Source organism: Dyella sp., from assembly GCF_036384435.1.
GTDB lineage: Bacteria > Pseudomonadota > Gammaproteobacteria > Xanthomonadales > Rhodanobacteraceae > GSA-30.
This window is the reverse complement of the sequence record NZ_DASVMI010000035.1, coordinates 13,141-33,836: the sequence shown is the minus strand read 5'-3', so window position 1 is coordinate 33,836 and position 20,696 is coordinate 13,141. Positions and strand designations below refer to the sequence as shown.

Annotated in this window: 16 protein-coding genes and 1 tRNA gene; 7 read left to right on the top strand and 10 right to left on the bottom strand. The window is 62.4% G+C overall.

The features are described from left to right. Positions 1-1,044 (top strand): DUF3999 family protein (locus tag VF436_RS03300; RefSeq protein WP_330902555.1); only part of this gene is annotated, 1,044 nt, incomplete at its 5' end. A gap of 15 nt (positions 1,045-1,059) precedes the next feature. Beyond that, positions 1,060-2,391, top strand: a complete 1,332-nt coding sequence (locus tag VF436_RS03295; RefSeq protein ID WP_330902554.1) for a replication-associated recombination protein A — start codon at positions 1,060-1,062, stop codon at positions 2,389-2,391. A gap of 30 nt (positions 2,392-2,421) precedes the next feature. On the opposite strand, the gene poxB is transcribed toward VF436_RS03295, so the two are convergent. From poxB to VF436_RS03265, 6 genes are all read right to left on the bottom strand, one after another. Beyond that, entirely contained in the window at positions 2,422-4,149 is a 1,728-nt protein-coding gene (poxB, locus tag VF436_RS03290; RefSeq protein ID WP_330902553.1) for a ubiquinone-dependent pyruvate dehydrogenase, read from the bottom strand. A gap of 277 nt (positions 4,150-4,426) precedes the next feature. Continuing rightward, a complete protein-coding gene (murB, locus tag VF436_RS03285; protein WP_414649804.1) occupies positions 4,427-5,473 on the bottom strand; it encodes a UDP-N-acetylmuramate dehydrogenase in 1,047 nt (348 codons plus the stop codon). Beyond that, positions 5,463-6,503, bottom strand: a complete 1,041-nt coding sequence (locus tag VF436_RS03280) for a quinone-dependent dihydroorotate dehydrogenase (RefSeq protein WP_330902552.1) — start codon at positions 6,501-6,503, stop codon at positions 5,463-5,465. Before VF436_RS03280 ends, murB begins: the two co-directional genes overlap by 11 nt. A 5-nt stretch (positions 6,504-6,508) precedes the next feature. Further along, positions 6,509-7,276 (bottom strand): class I SAM-dependent methyltransferase, encoded by a 768-nt coding sequence (locus tag VF436_RS03275; protein ID WP_330902551.1) that lies wholly within the window; start codon positions 7,274-7,276, stop codon positions 6,509-6,511. A 6-nt stretch (positions 7,277-7,282) separates the two neighbouring features. Further along, positions 7,283-8,059: an SDR family oxidoreductase gene (locus VF436_RS03270; RefSeq protein ID WP_330902550.1), complete on the bottom strand. Its 777-nt coding sequence runs from the start codon at positions 8,057-8,059 to the stop codon at positions 7,283-7,285. Between the two features lie 78 nt (positions 8,060-8,137). Further along, the gene (locus VF436_RS03265; protein WP_330902549.1) at positions 8,138-9,673 is read right to left on the bottom strand and encodes an aldehyde dehydrogenase family protein; all 1,536 of its coding nucleotides are present in this window, start codon (positions 9,671-9,673) and stop codon (positions 8,138-8,140) included. Positions 9,674-9,789: 116 nt separating this feature from the next. On the opposite strand from VF436_RS03265, the gene VF436_RS03260 reads away from it, so the two are divergent. Both VF436_RS03260 and VF436_RS03255 read left to right on the top strand, forming a co-directional pair. After that, positions 9,790-9,866 (top strand) — tRNA-Arg (locus tag VF436_RS03260). A gap of 232 nt (positions 9,867-10,098) precedes the next feature. Then, entirely contained in the window at positions 10,099-10,596 is a 498-nt protein-coding gene (locus VF436_RS03255; RefSeq protein ID WP_330902548.1) for a hypothetical protein, read from the top strand. A gap of 96 nt (positions 10,597-10,692) precedes the next feature. Here the strand turns inward: VF436_RS03255 and VF436_RS03250 are convergent, their stop codons facing one another. Next, positions 10,693-12,291 (bottom strand): MASE1 domain-containing protein, encoded by a 1,599-nt coding sequence (locus tag VF436_RS03250; RefSeq protein ID WP_330902547.1) that lies wholly within the window; start codon positions 12,289-12,291, stop codon positions 10,693-10,695. A gap of 63 nt (positions 12,292-12,354) precedes the next feature. Continuing rightward, positions 12,355-12,570 carry a hypothetical protein gene (locus VF436_RS03245; protein WP_330902546.1) on the bottom strand — a complete coding sequence of 72 codons (216 nt, stop codon included), beginning with the start codon at positions 12,568-12,570 and terminating at the stop codon, positions 12,355-12,357. Positions 12,571-12,620: 50 nt separating this feature from the next. Here VF436_RS03245 and VF436_RS03240 point away from each other — a divergent pair, with 50 nt between their 5' ends. The 3 genes from VF436_RS03240 (at position 12,621) to VF436_RS03230 (ending at position 18,032) form a co-directional block, all read left to right on the top strand. Further along, positions 12,621-15,116: a glucose/quinate/shikimate family membrane-bound PQQ-dependent dehydrogenase gene (locus VF436_RS03240; protein ID WP_330902545.1), complete on the top strand. Its 2,496-nt coding sequence runs from the start codon at positions 12,621-12,623 to the stop codon at positions 15,114-15,116. Between the two features lie 117 nt (positions 15,117-15,233). Next, complete coding sequence (locus VF436_RS03235; RefSeq protein WP_330902544.1) at positions 15,234-15,656, top strand: DUF2946 domain-containing protein; 423 nt, start codon at positions 15,234-15,236, stop codon at positions 15,654-15,656. A 114-nt stretch (positions 15,657-15,770) separates the two neighbouring features. Further along, a complete protein-coding gene (locus VF436_RS03230) occupies positions 15,771-18,032 on the top strand; it encodes a TonB-dependent receptor (protein ID WP_330902543.1) in 2,262 nt (753 codons plus the stop codon). A gap of 127 nt (positions 18,033-18,159) precedes the next feature. Here VF436_RS03230 and VF436_RS03225 read toward each other — a convergent pair whose 3' ends face one another. Together VF436_RS03225 and VF436_RS03220 are read right to left on the bottom strand one after the other, a co-directional pair. Further along, a complete protein-coding gene (locus VF436_RS03225; RefSeq protein ID WP_330902542.1) occupies positions 18,160-19,536 on the bottom strand; it encodes an MFS transporter in 1,377 nt (458 codons plus the stop codon). A 194-nt stretch (positions 19,537-19,730) separates the two neighbouring features. Further along, entirely contained in the window at positions 19,731-20,675 is a 945-nt protein-coding gene (locus VF436_RS03220; RefSeq protein ID WP_330902541.1) for a dihydrodipicolinate synthase family protein, read from the bottom strand. Positions 20,676-20,696: the final 21 nt, after the last annotated feature.

The window sequence follows — 20,696 nt, the reverse complement described above, 5'->3', positions numbered from 1 at the left end:
GATCACACCAACGAGCAGGCTGGCGGCTCGGCCAAGCCCACGCAATGGCTGATCGATGCCGGTCGCAGCGCAGGCGTGGATACGATCAACGTCGCGCCTGAATCGATCAAGCAGGATTTCGACATCCATGTGCAGGTCGATAGCAGCGACGACCTGAAGACCTGGTCGCCACGCGGCGACATACAGAGCCTGACGCGTGTCAGCAGCACCAAGGACGACGACGGTGGTGGCGACCACGTCGAACAACTGAGCCTGAGCGTTGCCGGCGATCAGCCAGCGCGTTACTACCGTGTGCGACTGGTCGATGGCGATGTCGACTGGCGTGCGGGACAGACACCTGCGGTGCGTTTGGAGGGCAGCTATGTCCTGGCATCCGCCGATCCGTTGGCTTCGTTGCAATGGATGAACGTCCCGGTCGATGGCAGCCCCAAGCGCGGCAACGATTTCGATTACAAGCTGAGCGCCCCGTTGCCACTGGAGTCGGCCAGGCTCGTCTTGCCGGCTGGTAATGTGGCGGCGCACATTACCGTGTCACTGGGCACGCTCGAAAGCGACGGCAAGCTTGCGTGGTCGTCGGTCGGTTCGGTCGATGCGGTGCGGGTCAAGGGCAGCAACGAGCCCACGTCGCTGCAGTGGACGATGCAAACGACGCAGTACCTGCGCGTCCACGCCGATACCGCACTGGCCAATGCGCCCGCATTGCAAGTGGGTTGGATGCCGGAAACCTATATGTTCATGGCCGAGGGGCAGGGGCCTTACCGCTTATTGGCGGGCAGCTACGAAGCCACACGCGGTAGTTATCCGATCGCCGCCTCACTGGAGAAGCTGCGCAAGGCCAAGGGTGACGATCATTGGTTGCCGCCCGTGGCCGCGGTGGGCAATCGCGTGGATGAAGCCGGTCCCGGTGCCCTCAAGCCACCCAAGGTGCCCTATGATTGGACGCGTCCCGTGCTTTGGGTTGTGTTGATCCTTGGCGCCCTGTTGATTGCCGGTATGGCGTGGAGCTTGCTGAAGTCGCCCCGCGACACGCAGCCCGGAGCCTGAGTCCCCGTCGTTTCCATGCCCCTGTCTCCTTCCAATTCCGATCTCTTTCCCGAGTCTGACGCGCTCAAGCCGCTCGCCGAACGCATGCGGCCGCGAAACCTGGACGAGATCGTCGGCCAGCAGCGGGTACTTGCTCCAGGCAAGGCCCTGCGTCGGGCGCTGGAGGCCGGGCGCGTGCATTCGATGGTGCTGTGGGGGCCGCCGGGCTGTGGCAAGACCACGCTGGCCTTGCTGGTGGCGCGCTATGCCGACGCCGATTTCCGGGCCATCTCGGCGGTGCTGTCCGGCTTGCCAGACGTACGCAAGGCCCTGGCTGAGGCGGAAGCCAACTTCGCCCAGGGGCGGCGCACCGTGTTATTCGTCGACGAGGTGCATCGTTTCAACAAAGCGCAGCAGGATGCCTTCCTGCCGCATATCGAACGTGGCGTGATCATCTTCATCGGCGCCACCACCGAGAACCCCTCGTTCGAGCTCAATTCGGCCTTGCTCTCGCGCTGCCGCGTCCATGTGCTCGAAGCCGTGTCTGCGACAGACATCGTGGCTGCGCTCAAGCATGCGCTCGAAGACACCGAGCGTGGGCTGGGTGAGTTGGGGTTGAAAGTCTCCGAAGCCTCCCTGCAATTGATCGCGAAGGCGGCTGACGGTGACGTTCGTCGTGCTTTGACGTTGCTGGAGATTGCTTCGGAACTGGCCGTCGACGATGCCATCGACGATACGACCCTGGCCCAGGTCCTGGCCGATCGCACGCGCCGGTTCGACAAAGGCGGCGAACAGTTTTACGACCAGATTTCAGCACTGCACAAATCCGTGCGTTCCTCCGATCCGGATGCAGCGGTGTACTGGCTCACGCGCATGCTCGATGGTGGTGTGGACCCGTCATACCTGGCACGACGCATGACTCGCATGGCCGTGGAAGACATTGGCCTGGCCGAGCCGCGAGCCTGGCGCATGGCGCTGGATGCCTGGGATACCTACGAGCGCCTGGGTAGTCCCGAGGGCGAGCTCGGCCTGGCCCAACTGGCCATCTGGTTGGCGATCGCGCCCAAGAGCAATGCAGCTTACGTGGCCTACAACCAGGCTCGCGCCGTGGTCGGTCAGACAGGTACGCTGGATGTACCCATGCACTTGCGCAACGCGCCAACCAGATTGATGAAGGGCCTGGGATATGGCCAGGGCTATCAATACGATCATGATGCCGAGGGCGGCATCGCCCTCGATCAGCAATGCCTCCCGGATGAGCTGGAAGGTATGCTGTTCTACGAGCCGGTGGAGCGCGGGCTGGAGATCAAGCTGCGCGAAAAGCTCAAGGCGCTAAGAGCCGCGCGTGCCGAGGCTCGCAGGAAGTAACAGCCGGCCTGCACCCGCTGTCCCCTGAACTTATCGCAGGTTGGTTTTTGCCAGTTCGAGCAGTTCGTCACCGCGTCCGTTCATGACGGTGCGCAAGGCCCACAGGCTGAATCCTTTGATCTGTTCCAACTGGATCTTCGGTGGCATGGCCAGTTCCTGGCGGTTGGTCACCACGTCGACGAGGGCAGGCCCCTTGTGCGCAAATGCCTCACGCACGGCGTCTTCCAGGTCCCCCGCGTCTTCCACTCGTATCCCGTGAATGCCTGCTGCGCGCGCCAGCGCGGCGAAGTCGGGATTGTCAAGTTGCACGCCGACAGGCAGGAAACCGGCAGCCTTCATTTCCAGATCCACAAACCCCAGCGTACCGTTGTTGATTACCACGATCTTCACCGGCAGCTTGTGTTGTACCAAGGTGAGCAGATCCCCCATCAGCATCGCAAAGCCACCGTCGCCGGACAGGCTCACCACTTGGCGCTGCGGATAGGTTGCCTGCGCGCCAATGGCCTGGGGCATCGCATTGGCCATCGAACCATGGTTGAACGATCCGAGCAGGCGCCGTTTGCCGTTCATGCGTAAATAGCGTGCGGCCCAGATGGTGGGCGTGCCGACGTCGCAGGTGAAAATGGCATCTTCGGCAGCGATTTCACTGACGATGCGCGCTACGTGCTGCGGATGCACCGGGCGTGCACCGCGATTGCCCTGTGCCAGTTCGTCCAGGCCTTCGCGCGCCTTCTTGTAGCTGGCGAGGCTGGCCTTGAGATGGCTTTCGTCGCTGGCTGGCTTCAGGCGCGGTAACAAGGCTTCGATCGTGGCCTTGACGTCGCCGACCAGGCCAAGATCCAGCTTGCAGCGTCGACCGAGGTTTTCGGCGCGGATATCGACCTGGCAAATCCTGGCGTCGGTCGGAAAGAATTGCCGATACGGGAAATCGGTGCCCAGCAGTAACAGCGTGTCGCAATTCATCATGGCTTCGTAGCCGGAGCTGAAGCCTATCAGGCCGGTCATGCCGACATCGTATGGGTTATCCCATTCGACATGCTCCTTGCCGCCCAACGCATGCACGATGGGCGCCTTGAGTGTTTCGGCCAGTTTGATGACTTCATCGTGGGCACCGGCACAGCCGCGGCCGCAGAACAGGGTGACCTTGCGTCCCTGGCCCAGCAGGCTGGCCAGGCGTTCGAGGTCTTCCGCTTGCGGTGTGACGACAGCCTTCGCGGGCAGCAGGCCTTCGGCAACCGACGTGACCTCGGCGGCTTCGGCGAGGGCCACATCACCGGGGAGCACGATGACCGCAACGCCACGCTGACCGACGGCGGCGCGGATGGCGTTGCCGACCACACGCTGGATCTGCGATGGGCTGCTGACCATTTCGCAGTAGTGACTGCATTCCTGAAAAAGGCTTTGCGGATGGGTTTCCTGGAAATAACCGCTGCCGATTTCGGCGGAGGGAATATGCGCTGCAATCGCCAGCATGGGGGTGCGCGTGCGATGGGCGTCGTAAAGCCCATTGATCAAATGCAGGTTGCCTGGTCCGCAGGAGCCCGCGCACACGGCCAGGTTGCCGGTAAGCTGCGATTCGGCGCCGGCAGCGAATGCAGCTGCTTCCTCATGGCGATAGTGCACCCACTCGATATCGCCGCGCTGGCGCAGGGATTCGGTAATGCCGTTGAGGCTATCGCCAACTACACCGTGAATGCGCGCGATACCTGCCTGCGCCAGTATGGAGGTCAATACCTCAGCAACTTTCACGTTGGCCATGCGATGACTCCTTGCGATTGCAAAGCAGCGATCGTGTCATGGTGTGGCTCTCAAAAACGTGAAAGCGATGGGATTGCCTGCGGATTTCTGTGTTGGTTGGGAGCTCTAAACTGCCAAACCGCAACTGAAGAAAGTTTCCAGAAACCTCGCATCGACATTGTCATTTGGGCAAATCCCGTTCGAGGAGGGAGGGAATCTGGCGCCTGTTGCCTCATCAAAGCCAAACCATTCACGTTCGGTCTGTGTCGGGACGATGGACAAGCCAGGTTTTTATGGATCAGGCGCCGACGACGACCGGCTCGGGCTCAAGCGTCACGCCAAAGCGTTCTCGTACCCCGTCAACAACTTTTTGCGCCAAGGCCCAAAGCTGCGTACCACTGGCCTTGCCATGGTTGACCAATATCAGGGCATGGCGATGGGAGATACCTGCATCGCCTTCGCGCAGGCCCTTGAAACCGGCGGTCTCTATCAGCCAGGCGGCCGACAACTTGGTCTTGCCTGGCTGCGCTGGCCAGGATGCCAGCTCAGGATGTGCGGTGCGGATGCGTTCGGCCACAGCATCCTCCACGATGGGATTCTTGAAAAAACTCCCCGCATTGCCGATCACGGCCGGGTCCGGCAATTTGCGCGAACGCAGGTGTACAACTGCTTCGGCTACATGGAAAGGTGCCGGTTTATCGATGCCCATGCGCGCAAGTTCTTCGCCGATGCCTGCATAGTCAAGGCGCAGTGCGCGCTGGCGAGGCAGGATGAAGCGCACCGCCGTCACGATGTAGCGCCCTGGCTCGCGCTTGAATATCGAGTCGCGATAGGCGAACGCGCAGTCATGTTTGCTGAGCACGGCTACGCGACGCTCGCGTATATCCCAGGCTTCTATGCTCTCGATGAACTCGGCCACTTCCGCACCGTAGGCGCCGATATTCTGGATGGGCGCAGCGCCCACCGTGCCGGGAATCAGGATCAGGTTTTCAAGCCCGGCCAAGCCCTGGCCGAGGGTCCAGCGCACGAAGTCATCCCAGCGTTCGCCTGCGGCCACGGCAATGCGCGCATGATCGCCATCGTGCTCCAGTTGCACACCGCGCGTAGCCATCGCCAGCACGGTGCCGTCAAAGTCACCAGTGAAGAGCATGTTGCTGCCTTCGCCCAATACCAGCAAAGGACGTTTGCCAATGGCCGGGAAGTCGAGCAGCTCCGGTAATTTGGTCGCATCGTGGATATCGGCAAGCAGGGCGGCACGCGCTTGTACGCGCAACGTGTTGCGTGCGCCCAACGGTGCATTTTCAGTGAGCGTGTAACCGCCCATGTCGGTCACTTCAGCTCGCATATGTATCGTCTCCCTGTCGGCGACGGATTTCCTCGACGCATTCGCCGATCAGGTGGGGGCCGCGATAGACCATGCCCGAATAGATCTGTACCAGATTGGCGCCAGCGGTCATCTTGTCGGCGGCATTGTCGCCGTCGAGAATGCCGCCCACGCCGATGATGCCGACTTGCGCGCCCAGGCGTTGACGCATGCCACGCAGCACCTCGGTGGAGCGCTGGAACAACGGTTTGCCGGACAGGCCGCCTGCCTGGTCCGCGTGGGGCGAGCCGGCCACGGCAGTACGATCGATGGTGGTATTGGTGCAGATGACGCCATCGACACCGGCTTGCAGCAGCACTTCGGCGATGGCGTCGAGTTCGGCCTCGGACAGATCGGGGGCGATCTTGAGCAACATCGGCTTGCGTTTGCCGCTCTGCGAGCCGAGTCGTTCCTGTGCTTCGCGCAAGGTTTCAACGAAGCGGCGCAGGGTGGCCTCCTCCTGCAAGTCGCGTAACCCTTGAGTGTTGGGCGAGGAGATGTTCACCGTGACGTAGCTGGCGTGTGCGTAGACGCGCTCCAGGCAGAACAGGTAATCGTCGACCGCTTTCTCGTTGGGCGTGTCCTTGTTCTTGCCGATGTTGATGCCCAGCACGCCGCGAAAGCCCGACGCCTGCACGTTGCGCACGAGTGCATCGACCCCGGCGTTGTTGAAGCCAAGGCGATTGATCACCGCCTCGTGCTGCGGCAGGCGGAACATGCGTGGCTTGTCGTTGCCCGGCTGGGGGCGTGGCGTGGTGGTGCCCACCTCGATGAAGCCAAAGCCAAGCGTGGCGAGCGCATCGAGATGATCGGCATTCTTGTCCAGGCCGGCGGCCAGGCCGACCGGATTGGGAAAAGGGATGCCAAAGACACTCGTCGGCAGGTTGGCCGGCGGTTTGGCGATGATGTGGGCAAAATGGCTCCGCTGGGCGACACCCAGGCCATACAGCGTGAGGTGGTGCGCCGTTTCCGGTTCAAGCAGGAAGAGCAGGGAACGCAGTTTGTCGTACATGGCGATTACCCGAAGCGACCGACGTAGACGCGCGTATCGTAGTCGAAGCCGACGCGACCTTCTTGGGCGCAGGCATCGAACAGATCACGTAGCGCGGCGATCATCGGTTCGTGGTTGGTATGGCCCGGTTTGGGCGCGTAAGACGAGGACATCAGGCGGCCGCGCACCTGGTCGAAATCAAGTTGCTGCTCGTGGTCGAAATGCGCGGTACCGCGATACCCTTCACCGAACCAGTCGCGCATGAAGTCTTCATCGGCGTAACGCTCGGCCACGCTGGTGTAGTCGGTGCCGTATTCCAGCAATAGTTTCTCGTAGCCTTCCAGGAACGGCGTGCCATACAGGCGGCGCGAATTCCAATAGATCGCCGCCAGGCCGTCGGGGCGCAGGATGCGGCGGAATTCCGCGCGAGTCGCTGCCGGCTCGAACCAGTGAAAGGCCTGGGCCACGGAGACCAGGTCGGCATGAGCGTCGGGCAGGCCGGTATCGGTCGCGGTGCCGTCGATCGCGTGGAAGCCAGTGTAATGACCGAGCCATCGTTGCGCGGCGCCACGCATGGCTGCATTGGGCTCTACCGCCGTCACGCGATGTCCACCGTCGAGGAACATCTTGCTGGAGATGCCTGTGCCAGCCCCTACGTCCACGACCGACCAGCTTGGCGTCACGCCGTGCGCGCGATGCAACCAATCGAGCAGGGCAGGCGGATAATCCGGACGATAGCGGACATAGTCCTCGACGCGGTCGCTGAAGCGTTCGGTGGATTTGAGTTCGGACATGGGCAGTCAGCCTGTCAGTAGTTGGCCGCCATCGACGCACAGCGTCTGGCCAGTGATCCAGTTCGCCCAGGGAGAGGCGAGAAACAGCACCGCGTGGGCGATTTCCTCCGGCTGGCCGAAGCGCCCAAACGGAATACGTGCAAGCGTGTCGCGATAAAGTTCGGGAGCTTCGGTCTTGCGCCGATCCCACAGGCCATCGGGGAATTCGATCGAGCCGGGTGCTACCGCATTCACGCGAATGCGTTCGGTAGCCAGGGAGAGCGCTTGCGACGTGGTGTACTGGTTCAGGGCTGCCTTGACCGCCGCGTAGGCCGGACCGCGTGCGCTGGGATGAAAGCCTGCGATAGACGAGGTGTGCACGATGCTGGCGCGTGGCGATGCCTGGAGGTACGGCAAGGCATGGCGTGAGGCACGCACCGCCGCCATCAGGTCGACGTTGAAACCGGCAGTCCAGCCTTCGTCGGTATCGGCAAAACCGTAACCGCTGGCGTTGTTGACCAGCACGTCGATGCCACCGAGCGACGCGGCGGCCTGCGCGATATACGTTGCAATGGCGTCGCCGTCGGCCAGGTCGCAGGAGGCTGCATGCGCGGTGGCCCCGGTCGCGGCCATGGCTTGCCGGGTGTCGTCCAGCGCGGTTTGTTCGCGTGCACAGATCGAGACGGCGGCACCCGCCTGGGCGAAGGCCAGCGCGATGCTGCGACCGATGCCGCGGCTGCCACCGGCAACCACCACGCGGTAGCCGTGAAAATCAAAAGGCATGGAGGATGGGGGAGGAGACATGACGCGGTATTCCTTGCCTTCGTGTGCCAGCCCGGACGGGACCCCAGGTGCCCCGTCCGGGTATTGCGGCAAGACTTCTTACAGGTCGAACTTGATGCCCTGCGCCAGTGGCAGGGCGTTGGAGTAGTTGATCGTGTTGGTCTGGCGGCGCATGTAGACTTTCCATGCATCCGAGCCCGACTCGCGACCACCGCCGGTTTCCTTCTCGCCACCGAAAGCGCCACCGATCTCGGCGCCCGACGTGCCGATGTTGACGTTGGCGATGCCGCAATCCGAGCCGGCCGCCGACAGGTATTGCTCGGCCGACTTCAGGTTCTGCGTGAAGATGGCCGAGGACAGGCCCTGCGGCACGCTGTTCTGCAATTCGATGGCTTCGTCCAGCGTCTTGAACGGCATCACGTAGAGAATCGGCGCGAAGGTTTCGGTCTGCACGACGTCGTCGCTGTTCTTCACGCCGCTGACGATGGCCGGCTGCACGAAATGACCCTTGCGATCGGTCAGCGCGGCGCCGCCGGTCAGCACCTTGCCGCCGCTGGCCTTGGCTTTTTCGATGGCAGTCAGATACGCCTGTACCGCGTCGGCGCTGTTGAGCGGGCCCATCAGCGTGGTCGACAGGGTGGGGTCGCCGATCTTGCCCTCTACCTGCTTGTAGGCGGTAACCAGCTTGGCGGTGACGTCGTCGATGATCGATTCGTGCACGAACAGACGGCGCGTGGTGGTGCAGCGCTGGCCAGCCGTGCCGACGGCGCCGAACACGATGGCGGGAATCGCCAGCTTCAGGTCGGCTGTTTCATCGACGATGATCGCGTTATTGCCGCCCAGTTCCAGCAGCGAACGGCCCATGCGCTTGGCGACACGCTCGCCCACCATGCGGCCAACTTTGGTCGAGCCGGTGAAGCTGATCAACGGAATGCGCTTGTCGTCGACGAAGGCCTGCGACAGGTCGGTGCCGGCGTCGTTGAACAGGAAGAAGATGTCCGGGAAACCGCCGGCCTTCAGTGCCTCGTTGCAGATCTTCATCGTGGCAATGGCCGACAGCGGCGTCTTGGGCGAGGGCTTCCAGATGCATACGTCACCGCAGATCGCCGCCAGCATGGCGTTCCATGCCCATACCGCGACCGGGAAGTTGAATGCGCTGATGATGCCGACCAGGCCCAGCGGCTGGTACTGATCGTACATGCGATGGCCCGGACGCTCCGAATGCATGGTGTAGCCGTAGAGCATGCGGCTCTGGCCAACGGCAAAGTCGGCGATATCGATCATTTCCTGCACTTCGCCATCGCCCTCGGGCTTGATCTTGCCCATCTCCAGAGCGACCAGAGAGCCCAGGGCATCCTTGTGCTTGCGTAATGCCTCGCCGCACAGGCGTACGGCTTCGCCGCGCTGCGGGGCAGGGGTGGTGCGCCATACCTTGAAGGCTTCCTGGGCACGCTTGATGATGACCTCATAGTCGGCCGAACTGGACGCATGCACGCTGGCGATGACCTCGCCGGTAGCGGGGTTGACCGGTTGCAATGCGCCGGCGTTGGTGGTCTTGGACCACTCGCCCTGGCCCAGATACGTACCGGATTGCTCGCTGCCCAGACCGAGCGCTTTGAGGATTTCGTGCGACATGCCTACTCCTGAAGCCGACAGGGCGCCCGTGGGCGCCGGGAAAACGACAATTCTAGCAGGCCGGTCCCGCGAGCCGGATCGCGCCGGCGTCCGATCCATGTCAAAATCTACCGGATGCCCCCGTAGCTCAGTTGGATAGAGCGTCCCCCTCCTAAGGGGAAGGTCGTACGTTCGAATCGTATCGGGGGCACCATTCGTTCACCCGGCCGCCATGATATGGCCGGTATGTTGGTCAGGCTCGGCGAAAGGCGATGATCGAGCCTGGGCCGAGGGCCGACCAATATGAGACTCTCATCACGTCGGAAGATCGTGCAGGATGACGCGGTCGGCCCGGCATTGCCATGCTGGTGCCCGCCCGGAATTACGCTGGCACAGGGTAGGGCTGGTTAATCGTTTTTCCTCGACCTTTTCAAGGGGATGTCGCCATGTTCGGTTCGCTCAAATTGCAAAAATGCTTCTATCGCCCTGCCGCCATGGCTGGTTTGCTCGCCCTGGCATTTGCTACGCCGGTGCTGGCCGATGATTCCCAGGGTGGTACTGGTTTGGGCCAGTCCTGGCCCAATGCGCAGGATGTCAGCTCCAGCGCCAACTACCATGTCTACGTGTTCGTGCGTGACGGCGTGCGCTACTTGCAGGTCAATGACGCCGCAGGCCAGGTACGCGGTGCCGTAGCCGCCGCGGGTGGTCAATTCCTGGTGTTGCCGCTGGGTTCGGACGCTTCGCGCGTGAGCACCCCGCAGACGCAGGCTGCCGCCGCGCCGGCAGGCACCCAGGCGGGCTCGACCGAGACGGTCTATGCCGATAGCGCATCCCAGACCAAGGTGGCTGTGACCCCGCTCAGCAACGGCATGCTGTTGATGTCCACCAGTACCTGCAAGAACCCGGAAGATTGCTCGGCAGTGACCCAGCCGCGCGTTCAGTAAGCGGTTTTACGCAAGTAACAAAGCCCCGCCAATGGCGGGGCTTTTTTGTATCCGTCCCTGCGACTGCCGGGACGAGGGAAAAGGCGTTGGGCTTGTTCAGGCCGCAGCCTGCGAGTCCGCTTCGTCGGTCAGCAGCAGGGTAATGCGTGGACCTTCCTCCCTGGAGCGTACACGCAGGTTGCCGCCGTATATCTTGGTCTGGCTGCGCAGGGTGTCCAGGTCCATGCCGCTGGCGCCCAGGTGGCGTTGCAGCACGCTGACGTTAGCCAATGGCTCGTTTTCGGCTTCACGCCCATCCAGGGTGAGCAAGGCCCATACCTGATCGCCAGTCATGCCCAGGCGCAGGCGCAAGTGGATTCGGCGCGTGCGGTACTCGGCGCACATGTGCAGTGCCGCTTCGCAAGCCAGGCGATACAGGGCCAGCGGCAGCACCGGGCCCAGTTGCCCAGGAATGCGGTTCTGCACTTCGCAGTGATAGGCCACGCCGGCTTCGTCCAGGGCTCGGGCGAGGTTCCCGTTGCTCAATGTTACCGGCAGATCCTGTTCGCGACGCAGACGCGGCGACAGGCCACTGGCCAGCTGATAGAGGCGCTGCTGAGTCTGCGCGTTATCGCGGCGGAAATTGCGCTGCTCGGTCGGCGACAGCATGCGCTGGATGCGATCGAACATGAAATCCTGGGACACCGCCATGATGTCGCGCATGTCTTCCAGGGCTTCGGCAGCCTGGTGCAGCCGCCTCTCGCTTTGCAGGATATTGTTCTGGGCCAGTTGCATGGCACGGCGCTCGTCCATGCGCTGACGTTGCTCGCGCTCGTGCAGCAGGCTTATACGGCTGCCGAGCAGCATGAGAATGCCACTGGTCAGGGTAATGAACGCCTGCGCTGATACCGTGGCCGGGTCACGCGCGGCGGGCATGGCAATCATCACGCAGATGCTCGCCATGGCGCTGCCGATGACCGCACCGCGCCAGCCGTTACGCAGCGTCAGCGCTGCCACCGGCAGGAACATGGCCATGCGCGCGACCTGGGTCAGTTCACCGCTGCCCTTGATCGCCAGCCAGGTCAGGAAGGCGAGCGAGGGCAACAGGATGACTGTGCTTTCCAGCGCCAGGCGATCGACGATGAATTCGTTCCACACCTCGCGCCAATGCGAGCGGGTAAGCGTCTCGTTCAACCACAGCAGGATTGGCGTGAAAGTGATGATGCCCACGCACTGGCCCAGGAAGTAACGGGCGGCCAGCAAGTAGTACGGCGGAGGCACATAGCCAGCTGGCACGCGCAGGGACATGAACGTGGCCAAAGAGAACGTCGCCCACACCGTGGCGACGGCCAGCGTGCAGGCAAGCATCGGGGCTATGTTGGCCGAGAGGCGATCGTTCAAGCGTGGCCAATGATTGCGGAAGGCGTGCACGATCGGCATCGCCAGCAGGATCGGCGGAAATGCACGCATCGCGGCCCAGCCCCACCCATACAGCGGACCGCATTCGATTGCCACCTGACCAAGCGAAGCTAGCTCGCCCACGGCGAGTGCGGGCCAGAAGCGTCTGGGCAGCATCAGTAGCAGGGCGAGCCTCAAACCGGAGTACGGCTGGAAGTGAGAAATGACCCATTGCTGCAGGAAGTAGCCGGCCACGGCATAACCGACCGCCACGGCCATGTGCTGCGCCCACAGGGGCATTCCCTTGGCTTTCAACATTCCCCGCACTCCCAGGTCTTGGAAAACGACGGGCTTCGACAAGTGCGAAGGGCCGTTCTCGGGCTACGCGTTGATGGAAAATTCTAAGAAGAAGACCGCCCCCCGACGACACCTCTTTCCGGTCGCGATGGTAGCAGCGATATCGGCTGTTGGGGTCAAGTCTGGAGGTACTTTGGGCATATTGTGATCCAAAGCAAAATCTTGCGTCGAGATGCTGGATTTCGCTTGGTTTAGCTCCCGCTTGCCGTCACGAAATACTGACGAAAGGTCCAGAACCATGCCCGTTCCTGGCTGCCTGTCGCGGCCGGTCAGTTTAGGGGTTAAGAGCCATGGCTAAGACAGCAAGACCTGGCGCTTGGTTGTGGATCACGGGCGCAATTTTTGTGCTGGCAGGGTTGTTGCTGGCTTCGGGCGGTGCCTGGCTGTTGCGGCTGGGTGGCTCCTGGTACTACCTGGTGGCTGGCCTGGCGCTGGCTGTCGACGGCGTGCTGGTGGTCCGTGGGCGCCGCGCGGCACTGGGGCTATATGCGCTGGTGATGCTGGCGACAGCGGCCTGGGCCGTGATCGAGGTGCGCCTGGACTGGTGGCAACTGGTGCCGCGACTGGCGATGTGGTTCGTGTTCGGCCTGTGGCTGGTCATGCCTTGGGTGGCAGGTCGGCTGTGGGTGGGGCGGGGAGGCACCGGGCCGGTATGGCTGGTACTGCTGGCCGTTGCCGTGATCGGCGCGGTGGGCTACTTCACCGACTATCACACGCTGGCCGGCAGCCTGCCCGAGGCTACGATGGCTGCGACGGGTGACGACGGCTCGGGTGTGGCGCCCAATGACTGGCCCGCCTATGGCCGTACTGGCTTCGGTGACCGCTATGCGCCTGCTGCCCAGATCACGCCTGCGAACGTGGGGCAATTGCAGGCGGCATGGACCTTCCATACCGGTGATTTCAAGGGGCCGGGCGATCCCACCGAGATCGCCAACGAGGTCACGCCGCTCAAGGCCAACGGCAAGCTGTACCTGTGCACGCCGCACAACATCGTGATCGCGCTCGATCCGGACACCGGCAAGGAGCTGTGGCGTTTCGATCCGAAAATCAACCGCGACGCCAAGACCTACCAGCACATGATTTGCCGTGGCGTGGCGTACTACGACTCCGGCGCCTACGCCGCTGCCGTTCCCAGTCCGGCGTCATCGTCAGCGCCAGTGCCCGCGGTGGCGCCGGGAGCGGGGGATCCGAACAAGCCCGTCATGGCCGCGCATGGCGCTGTGGCCAACGAAACGATCCAGGTCGACAACTGTCCGCGTCGTATCTTCGCGCCTACCGCCGACGCCACCATTGTCGCCATCAATGCCGACAACGGGCAGCCTTGCCAGGATTTTGGCGACAAGGGCGTGATTGGCCTGAACCAGGGCATGTCGATGACCCAGCGCGGGTTCCTCAACCCGACATCGCCACCGGCGGTCACGCAACACGTGTTGATCGTGTCGGCCAGCGTGACCGACAACGATTCCACACATGAGCCTTCTGGCGTGATCCGTGGCTACGACATCCAGACCGGCAAGCTGCTATGGAACTGGGATGCGGCCAACCCGTACCAGACGATGCCATTGCCCGACGGCCAGTTCTACAAGCACAACTCGCCCAATTCCTGGAGCGTGTCCAGCGTCGATGAAAAGCTGGGTATGGTGTACATCCCCATGGGCAACCAGACGCCGGATATCTGGGGCGGTAATCGTTACCCGGAGGGCGAGAAATTCAACAGTTCCATCGTGGCGCTGGACATCGCCACGGGCAAGTTGCGCTGGGTCTACCAGACTGTCCATCACGACTTGTGGGACATGGATGTCGGTGGCCAACCCAACCTGATGGATCTGGATACGCCACAGGGCAAGGTGCCGGTGGTGATTGCTTCGACCAAGCGCGGCGATATCTACGTGATCGATCGTCGCGACGGCAAACTGATGGTGCCGGCACCCGAGCAGCCCGTACCGCAGGGGGCCGCCGAAGGCGACCGCAGCGCGCCAACACAGCCGTTCTCGGCGTTGTCGTTCAAGCCCGATCGTCCGCTTCGCGAAAGCGACATGTGGGGCACCACGCCGTTCGATCAGTTGATGTGCCGCATCCTGTTCAAGCAGCTGCGCTACGACGGCATGTTCACGCCGCCATCGGAACAAGGTTCATTAATCTATCCTGGCAACTACGGTGTGTTCGACTGGGGTGGTGTGGCCGTGGATCCAGTGCGACAGGTGCTGGTGGGCAATCCCAATTACGTCGCCTATGTGTCACACCTGCATCGTCGCGACCAGGTCGATGCCAAGGGCGGCACCGGCAATGAACAGGGCTTGCAGCCGATGACGGGAACGCCGTTCGCGGTCGACCTGCACCCGTTGCTGTCGCCCGTGGGTATTCCCTGCCAGGCGCCGCCGTGGGGCTACGTCGCGGCGGTGGACCTGAAGACAATGAGGAAAGTCTGGATGCATCGCAATGGTACGGTGATCGACAATGCACCGTTGCCGATTCCCCTGCCATTGGGTGTACCCAGCCTGGGAGGGGCCATCGTAACCGGTGGGGGTGTGATGTTCATGAGTGCCACGTTGGATAACTACTTGCGTGCTTACGACCTGCGCAATGGCAAGCAGTTGTGGGAGGCACGTTTGCCGGCAGGCGGGCAGGCGATTCCCATGAGCTACGTCTCGGACAAGACCGGGCGCCAGTACGTGGTATTGATGGCGGGTGGGCACGGTTCGCTTGGCACGAAAATGGGTGACAGCCTGATCGCCTATGCGTTGCCGCAGCCGCGCACACCAGCGCCTTCGTCATCCACGCATTGAGCGCGACATCGTCTTGTCGGATGCGTGACGCTTTGTCGCAACACAAACCCTGAACCATGGTCCAGGGTTTGTGGGATGATCCGCGCCACGGCATCTAGGGCTTGCCTTCGGATACACATGCAAAGCAGGGCGAAACGACAACGGTGGATAGCGTGCCTGGCGATTTTCGCCGTCGCGTTGCTTGCCTTTGCGCCCGGTATTTCCCAGTACCTTGCCGCCGTGCGCGCCCTGCCTTTCTCGGCCGATTGTCCCGGGCATGCCATGGCGGGGCACGCCATGGCGATGCCCATGGACATGTCCATGGGCATGCCGATGCAGCACGGGGGCGATACGGCGCATCCGGGCGCCACGCATGGCGATGCCTGCGGTTACTGCACCCTGTTTGCACACTCGCCGGTCACGCCGACCGTATTGCGCCTGCCATTCATGGCGGTGGTATCTCCCGCCGAGGCTCCATCGCCGTTGCCATCGATCCAGGGTATCGGCACACCCGTACGAAATGCAGCTCCGCGCGGACCTCCGCTGTTTCTCCTCGCATGAATCCGTCCGTCGCCGTCCGGCGGCGGTGAGCTGTCGTCGCTATGCGATCCCTGGTGATCGTCAGCGTACGTCGATCGTGCGCCTGCATGGGCACGTCAACGAGTGGAAGAAACGATGGATCTCCTGCAAGCACGGCGCCTGGCGGCGCTGCCGCTTACCTGTCTGTGCGCCTCGATAGCGCTGGCGCACGCCGACGATGCGCCGCAAGTCACCGAACTCCACGGCCTGAAAGTCACCGCCGAGGCGACCCCCGGCGAGCCGCGCTTTCCTGCCGTACAGGTCAGTGTGCCGGCCGCGCGCATTGCCGAGAGCGTCAACGCGGTCGATGTCGAAGATGCGGTGAAATACTTGCCGAGCGTCTTCATTCGCAAGCGCAACTACGGCGATACCCAACCCGTACTGGCCACGCGCACCTGGGGTGTTGGCTCAAGCGCCCGTACGCTCGTCTACATCGACGACATACCCATCTCCGCGCTGATCGCCAACAACAACACGATTGGTGCGCCACGCTGGGGCATGGCCTCGCCTGAATCTATTGAGCGCGTGGATATGCTCTATGGCCCTTATGCCGCCGAATATGCGGGCAATTCGATGGGCGGTGTGCTGCATATCGTCACGCGCGTACCCGAGAAGACCGAGGTCAGCATCAAGCAGACTCAAGCCGTGCAGGATTTTGACCTCTATGGCACGCACGATCATTTTTCCACCAGCCAGACCAGCCTCACCGCAGGTGGTCGGGTCGGTCAGCTTGGCTGGTTCTTTTCGGCCAATGCGCTCAACAGCTTCAGCCAGCCCCTGTCCTACATCACCAGCGCGAGTTTTCCTGCCGGCACATCCGGCGCGATTCCCGCACGCAACAAGCTGGGACAGACCGCCAATGTGCTCGGAGCCGGTGGCCTGCTGCACACACGCATGCTCGATCTGAACGGCAAGCTTGTCTATGACATCACGCCCAGCCTGCGCGCGACGTATATGGCCGGCCTGTGGACCAACCACGGCCAGTCCCAGGCGCAGACCTACCTTACCGACGCGCAGGGCGAGCCTACCTGGGGGCGTACCGCAGGTTTTGCCAGCAATATTTACAACCTGAGCGCCAAGCACCTGATGCAGGCGCTGTCGCTCAAGAGCGATACGCACGGGGCTTTCGATGGCGAGGCGGTGGTCACGCACTATGCCTTCCTGAAAGATCAGCAATGGTCGCCCGCCGGTGTGCTCGCCGGTACCGATGTCACTTCCAATGGCCGCCTGGCCAACTACGGCGGCACGAACTGGTCTACCGTGGACCTGAAAGGGTATTGGCGTCCGCAAGGCTACGGCGCAGGCCAGGAAGTATCCTTCGGTGCACACGGCGATCGTTACGAACTGGCCAATCCGACCTGGAACCTCAGCGATCATGGCGACCCGTCGAGCACGACGAGCCTTTATTCGGCCGGCAGCGGCAAAACCACCACGCAGGCCTTGTGGCTATCGGACAGTTGGCAGTTCGCGCCTTCCTGGTTGCTGACCGTGGGTGGCCGCTACGAATGGTGGAAGGCCAGCGATGGCTACAACTTCAACGGCGGCAAGGCCGTGCGTCAACCGGTTGAGCGTAGCGACGGCTTTTCGCCAAAAGCTACCTTGCAATGGAACGTGGCATCGTCCTGGCGCGTGACCGGCTCGCTGGCGCGTGCCATTCGCTTCCCGACCGTCAGCGAGCTGTACCAGCTGGTCTCCACCGGCTCCACGTTCACCTCGCCCAATCCTGACCTGAAACCGGAAAAAGTGCTCAGTGGGGAGCTGGCGATCGAGCACTTCACCGACCATGGCCTGCTGCGCGCGACCTTGTTCCAGGAAAATACCCGCGATGCGTTGATTGCGCAGACGGCCTTCCTGCCTGACGTGATTGTGCCGGTCAGTTACACCACCAACGTCGGCAAGTTGCGCAATCGCGGCGTCGAGCTGGTCGCCGAGCAGCATGATGTACTGATCCGTGGCCTGGAACTATCCGGCAGCGTGACCTTCGTCGATTCGACCATCCTGTCAAACGACAGCTTTGCCAGTACCACCGGCAGCACATCGGTCGGCAAGCACGCCCCCAACGTGCCGCGTTGGCGTGCCACCGCAGTAGCTACCTATCATCCGGACGCCGCATGGTCGTTCACCCTGGCCGGTCGCTACAGCGGCAGGCAGTACTCCACCCTGGACAACACCGACAATACCCCGCACGTCTTCGGTGCCTTCGACAGCTTCCGCGTCTTCGATGCCCGCGTGCAATACCGCATCAACGACCACCTGACCGCAGGCCTGGGCGTAGACAACTTCACCAATGAGAAATATTTCCTTTATCACCCATTTCCGCAACGCACGTTTGTGGCGGACATGGAGCTGAAAATGTGAGGTCGGCTGTGCGAGCCTGTGAGGCCGGTTGCTGCGCAACCTTGTAAACGGTAAAGAGGGCGAGCGGCTCGAAGCATGCTTTTACTCTTCACTCCTCACAGGCTCGCGCAGCGAGCCGACTTCACCCTCAAGGCGACAACTCTTCCAAGACACGTCCTTTCGTTTCCGTTGCAAACAACGCGCAGACCACCGCGCCAGATACGGCCACCACGCCGAAGCTTGCAAAGACCATATGGATGCCCGAGTGGGCCATGACGAAGCCGATCACGGCGGGGCCGGCCATGGAGCCGGCGCGCAGCCAGGCGCTGCCGATGCCTGCACCGATAGCCCGCATGCGGGTGGGGTAGAGTTCGGCCGAGTAGAGATAGAGCGAATACGTGACGGTCTGGATGATGGCGTAGGCGCAGGTGGCGAATACCAGTACCTGCATGGCCGTGCTGGCGCCGATGTACCACAGCACGCCCAGCGGTACCACCGCCAACGCGAAGGCGCCGATGTACCACGGGCGCCGGCCGACCTTGTCGATGGATATGGCGCAGACAAACGACACGACCACGGCCACGCTGGTCATGATCAATCCATACAGCAGGCTGTCACGCAGCGACATGCCGAATACGGTGCGATAAAGCGTGGGTAACCATGTGGCCAGGCCGTTGTTGATCAGGTACGAGCAGAACCAGAGCGCCCATAGCGTCAGCGTGCGCTTGCGATAGATACCCGAGAACAGGTCTCGCCATGCTCCGCGCTCGAAGGACGGACGCGTTTCACGCGCTATCACGGGAAGTGGCAGGGACACGCCGCGTCGGGTCACATCGTCTTCCAGCCGGCGGACAACTGCCTCGGCTTCGGGAATACGGCCATGCGTGAGCAGCCAGCGTGGCGATTCGGGCAGGAAGAAACGCAATGGCACGGTGAGCATCACTGGCAGGACGCCGATCCAGAACATCATCTGCCAGCCGTAGCGTGGCACCAGTTCGTAGCCAATCAGGCCGGCGAACACCAGGCCCACCAAAAACAGCAATTCGTAGAGCAGGAAAAAACGCCCGCGACTGCGCGCGCCGACGAATTCGTTGACGTATGCGCTGGCGACCGGCACCTCGCCGCCCGTGCCAATGCCCTGAACGAAGCGAAAGGCGATCAACGACGCGGCATTCCAGGAAAAGATGCAGGCCACGCTCATGACGGCGAAGATGCTCACCGTGATGGTCAAGGTACGCAGGCGTCCGATGCGCTCGGCCAGCCAGCCGAAGCACAGCGCGCCGATCAGTTGCCCGAGGTAGCCGGAGGAAATCACCAGTCCCACCTGGGAGGGCGACAGCTGCCATAGCTTGCTCAATACGGGCATGGCATAGGCAATGGCCAGGGTGGTGTAGCCGTCGAAGAAGGTAGCCGAACCCACGACCACGCGTGCCCACAGCAGCGGTCGTGATACAGGCAGGCGTTCCAGCCGCGCAACGATACCCGCCGCCGAGCCATCCACATCCGCATTATCTCTCATGGTCATGCGTTTCTCCGTGCCACGGGGTGTCCGGCCATGGCAACGCACCTGAAAAGGCGCCGCGTTGGCGACCTGCCAGGTGTTTGCTAGGCTTGGGACGCGGATGGCGCGTCAACGCCATCCGTGTCCTTGGAGCTTTCAAAAGGCCTCTAAGGGGCCACCGGCGTGTGCGGTCGCGAAATCGTCACGCCGATGGTTTTTCATGCCGCCGCTCGGGCGTGCAGGAAACCCGCGGTCTTCACCGCATGCTCGATAGCCTGCAAGGCGGCGCCTTCGGGCAGGCGAGTAGGCGGCTGTACCGTGGCCGACTTGAGAATGCCGGCGAGCGACATCGCCACCTTCATGCGTGCATGGGCATCGCCCGTGGGCTCGCCACCGCCGTACACCACATCCTTGAGCGGATTGATCTGCGCCTGGATGCCCATGGCGGTCTTCAGGTCGCCAGCCTGTACGGCTGCATAAAGATCGATGATCTTCTGCGGAATGAACGAGGCAAAGCCCACCAACGCGCCATCGACTCCCTGGACCATCGAGGCGAGCAGGTATTCATCGTGGCACGTGAGAATGGTGACGCTGGGATCGGCCTCGCGGATGGTGCGTATATCGCGGGCATACTTGTTCATGTCGCGCGTGCCGATCTTCATGCACTTCACATGGGGCAACCTTGCCAGGGCGGCGAGCGTCTCGAACGAATAAGAAGCACGCGTCCAGGCCGGGTAGATGTGCACGATGATGTCCAGGCCCGAACCTTCACCCACTGCGCGGAAATAATCCACCACGTTTTCCGGCTGCTGCATGCCAAAGCGCAGCCAGCCATGCGGTGGCATCAACAGCAGGCCGGATGCACCGGCATCGCGTGCCATCTTTGCGTGCTCCACCGCTTCGGTGATGCCCTCGCAGCAGATGCCTGATACCACAGGCACCTTGCCCTTGGCCTCTTCGGCGACGATGCGCGTCACGCGAGCGCGTTGTTCGGCGGTCAATGCGAATACCTCGCCGGTATGGCCATTGGTGACCAGGCCGCCTATGCCATCGTGCGATACCAGCCAGTTGGCGAAGCGACGCAGTTCGGGCTCGTCGATCGATAGATCGGTATTGAAAGGAACTTGCAGGGCAGGAAGGATGCCCTTGTAAACCTGACTCATGATGGGACTCCGTTGCTTGGG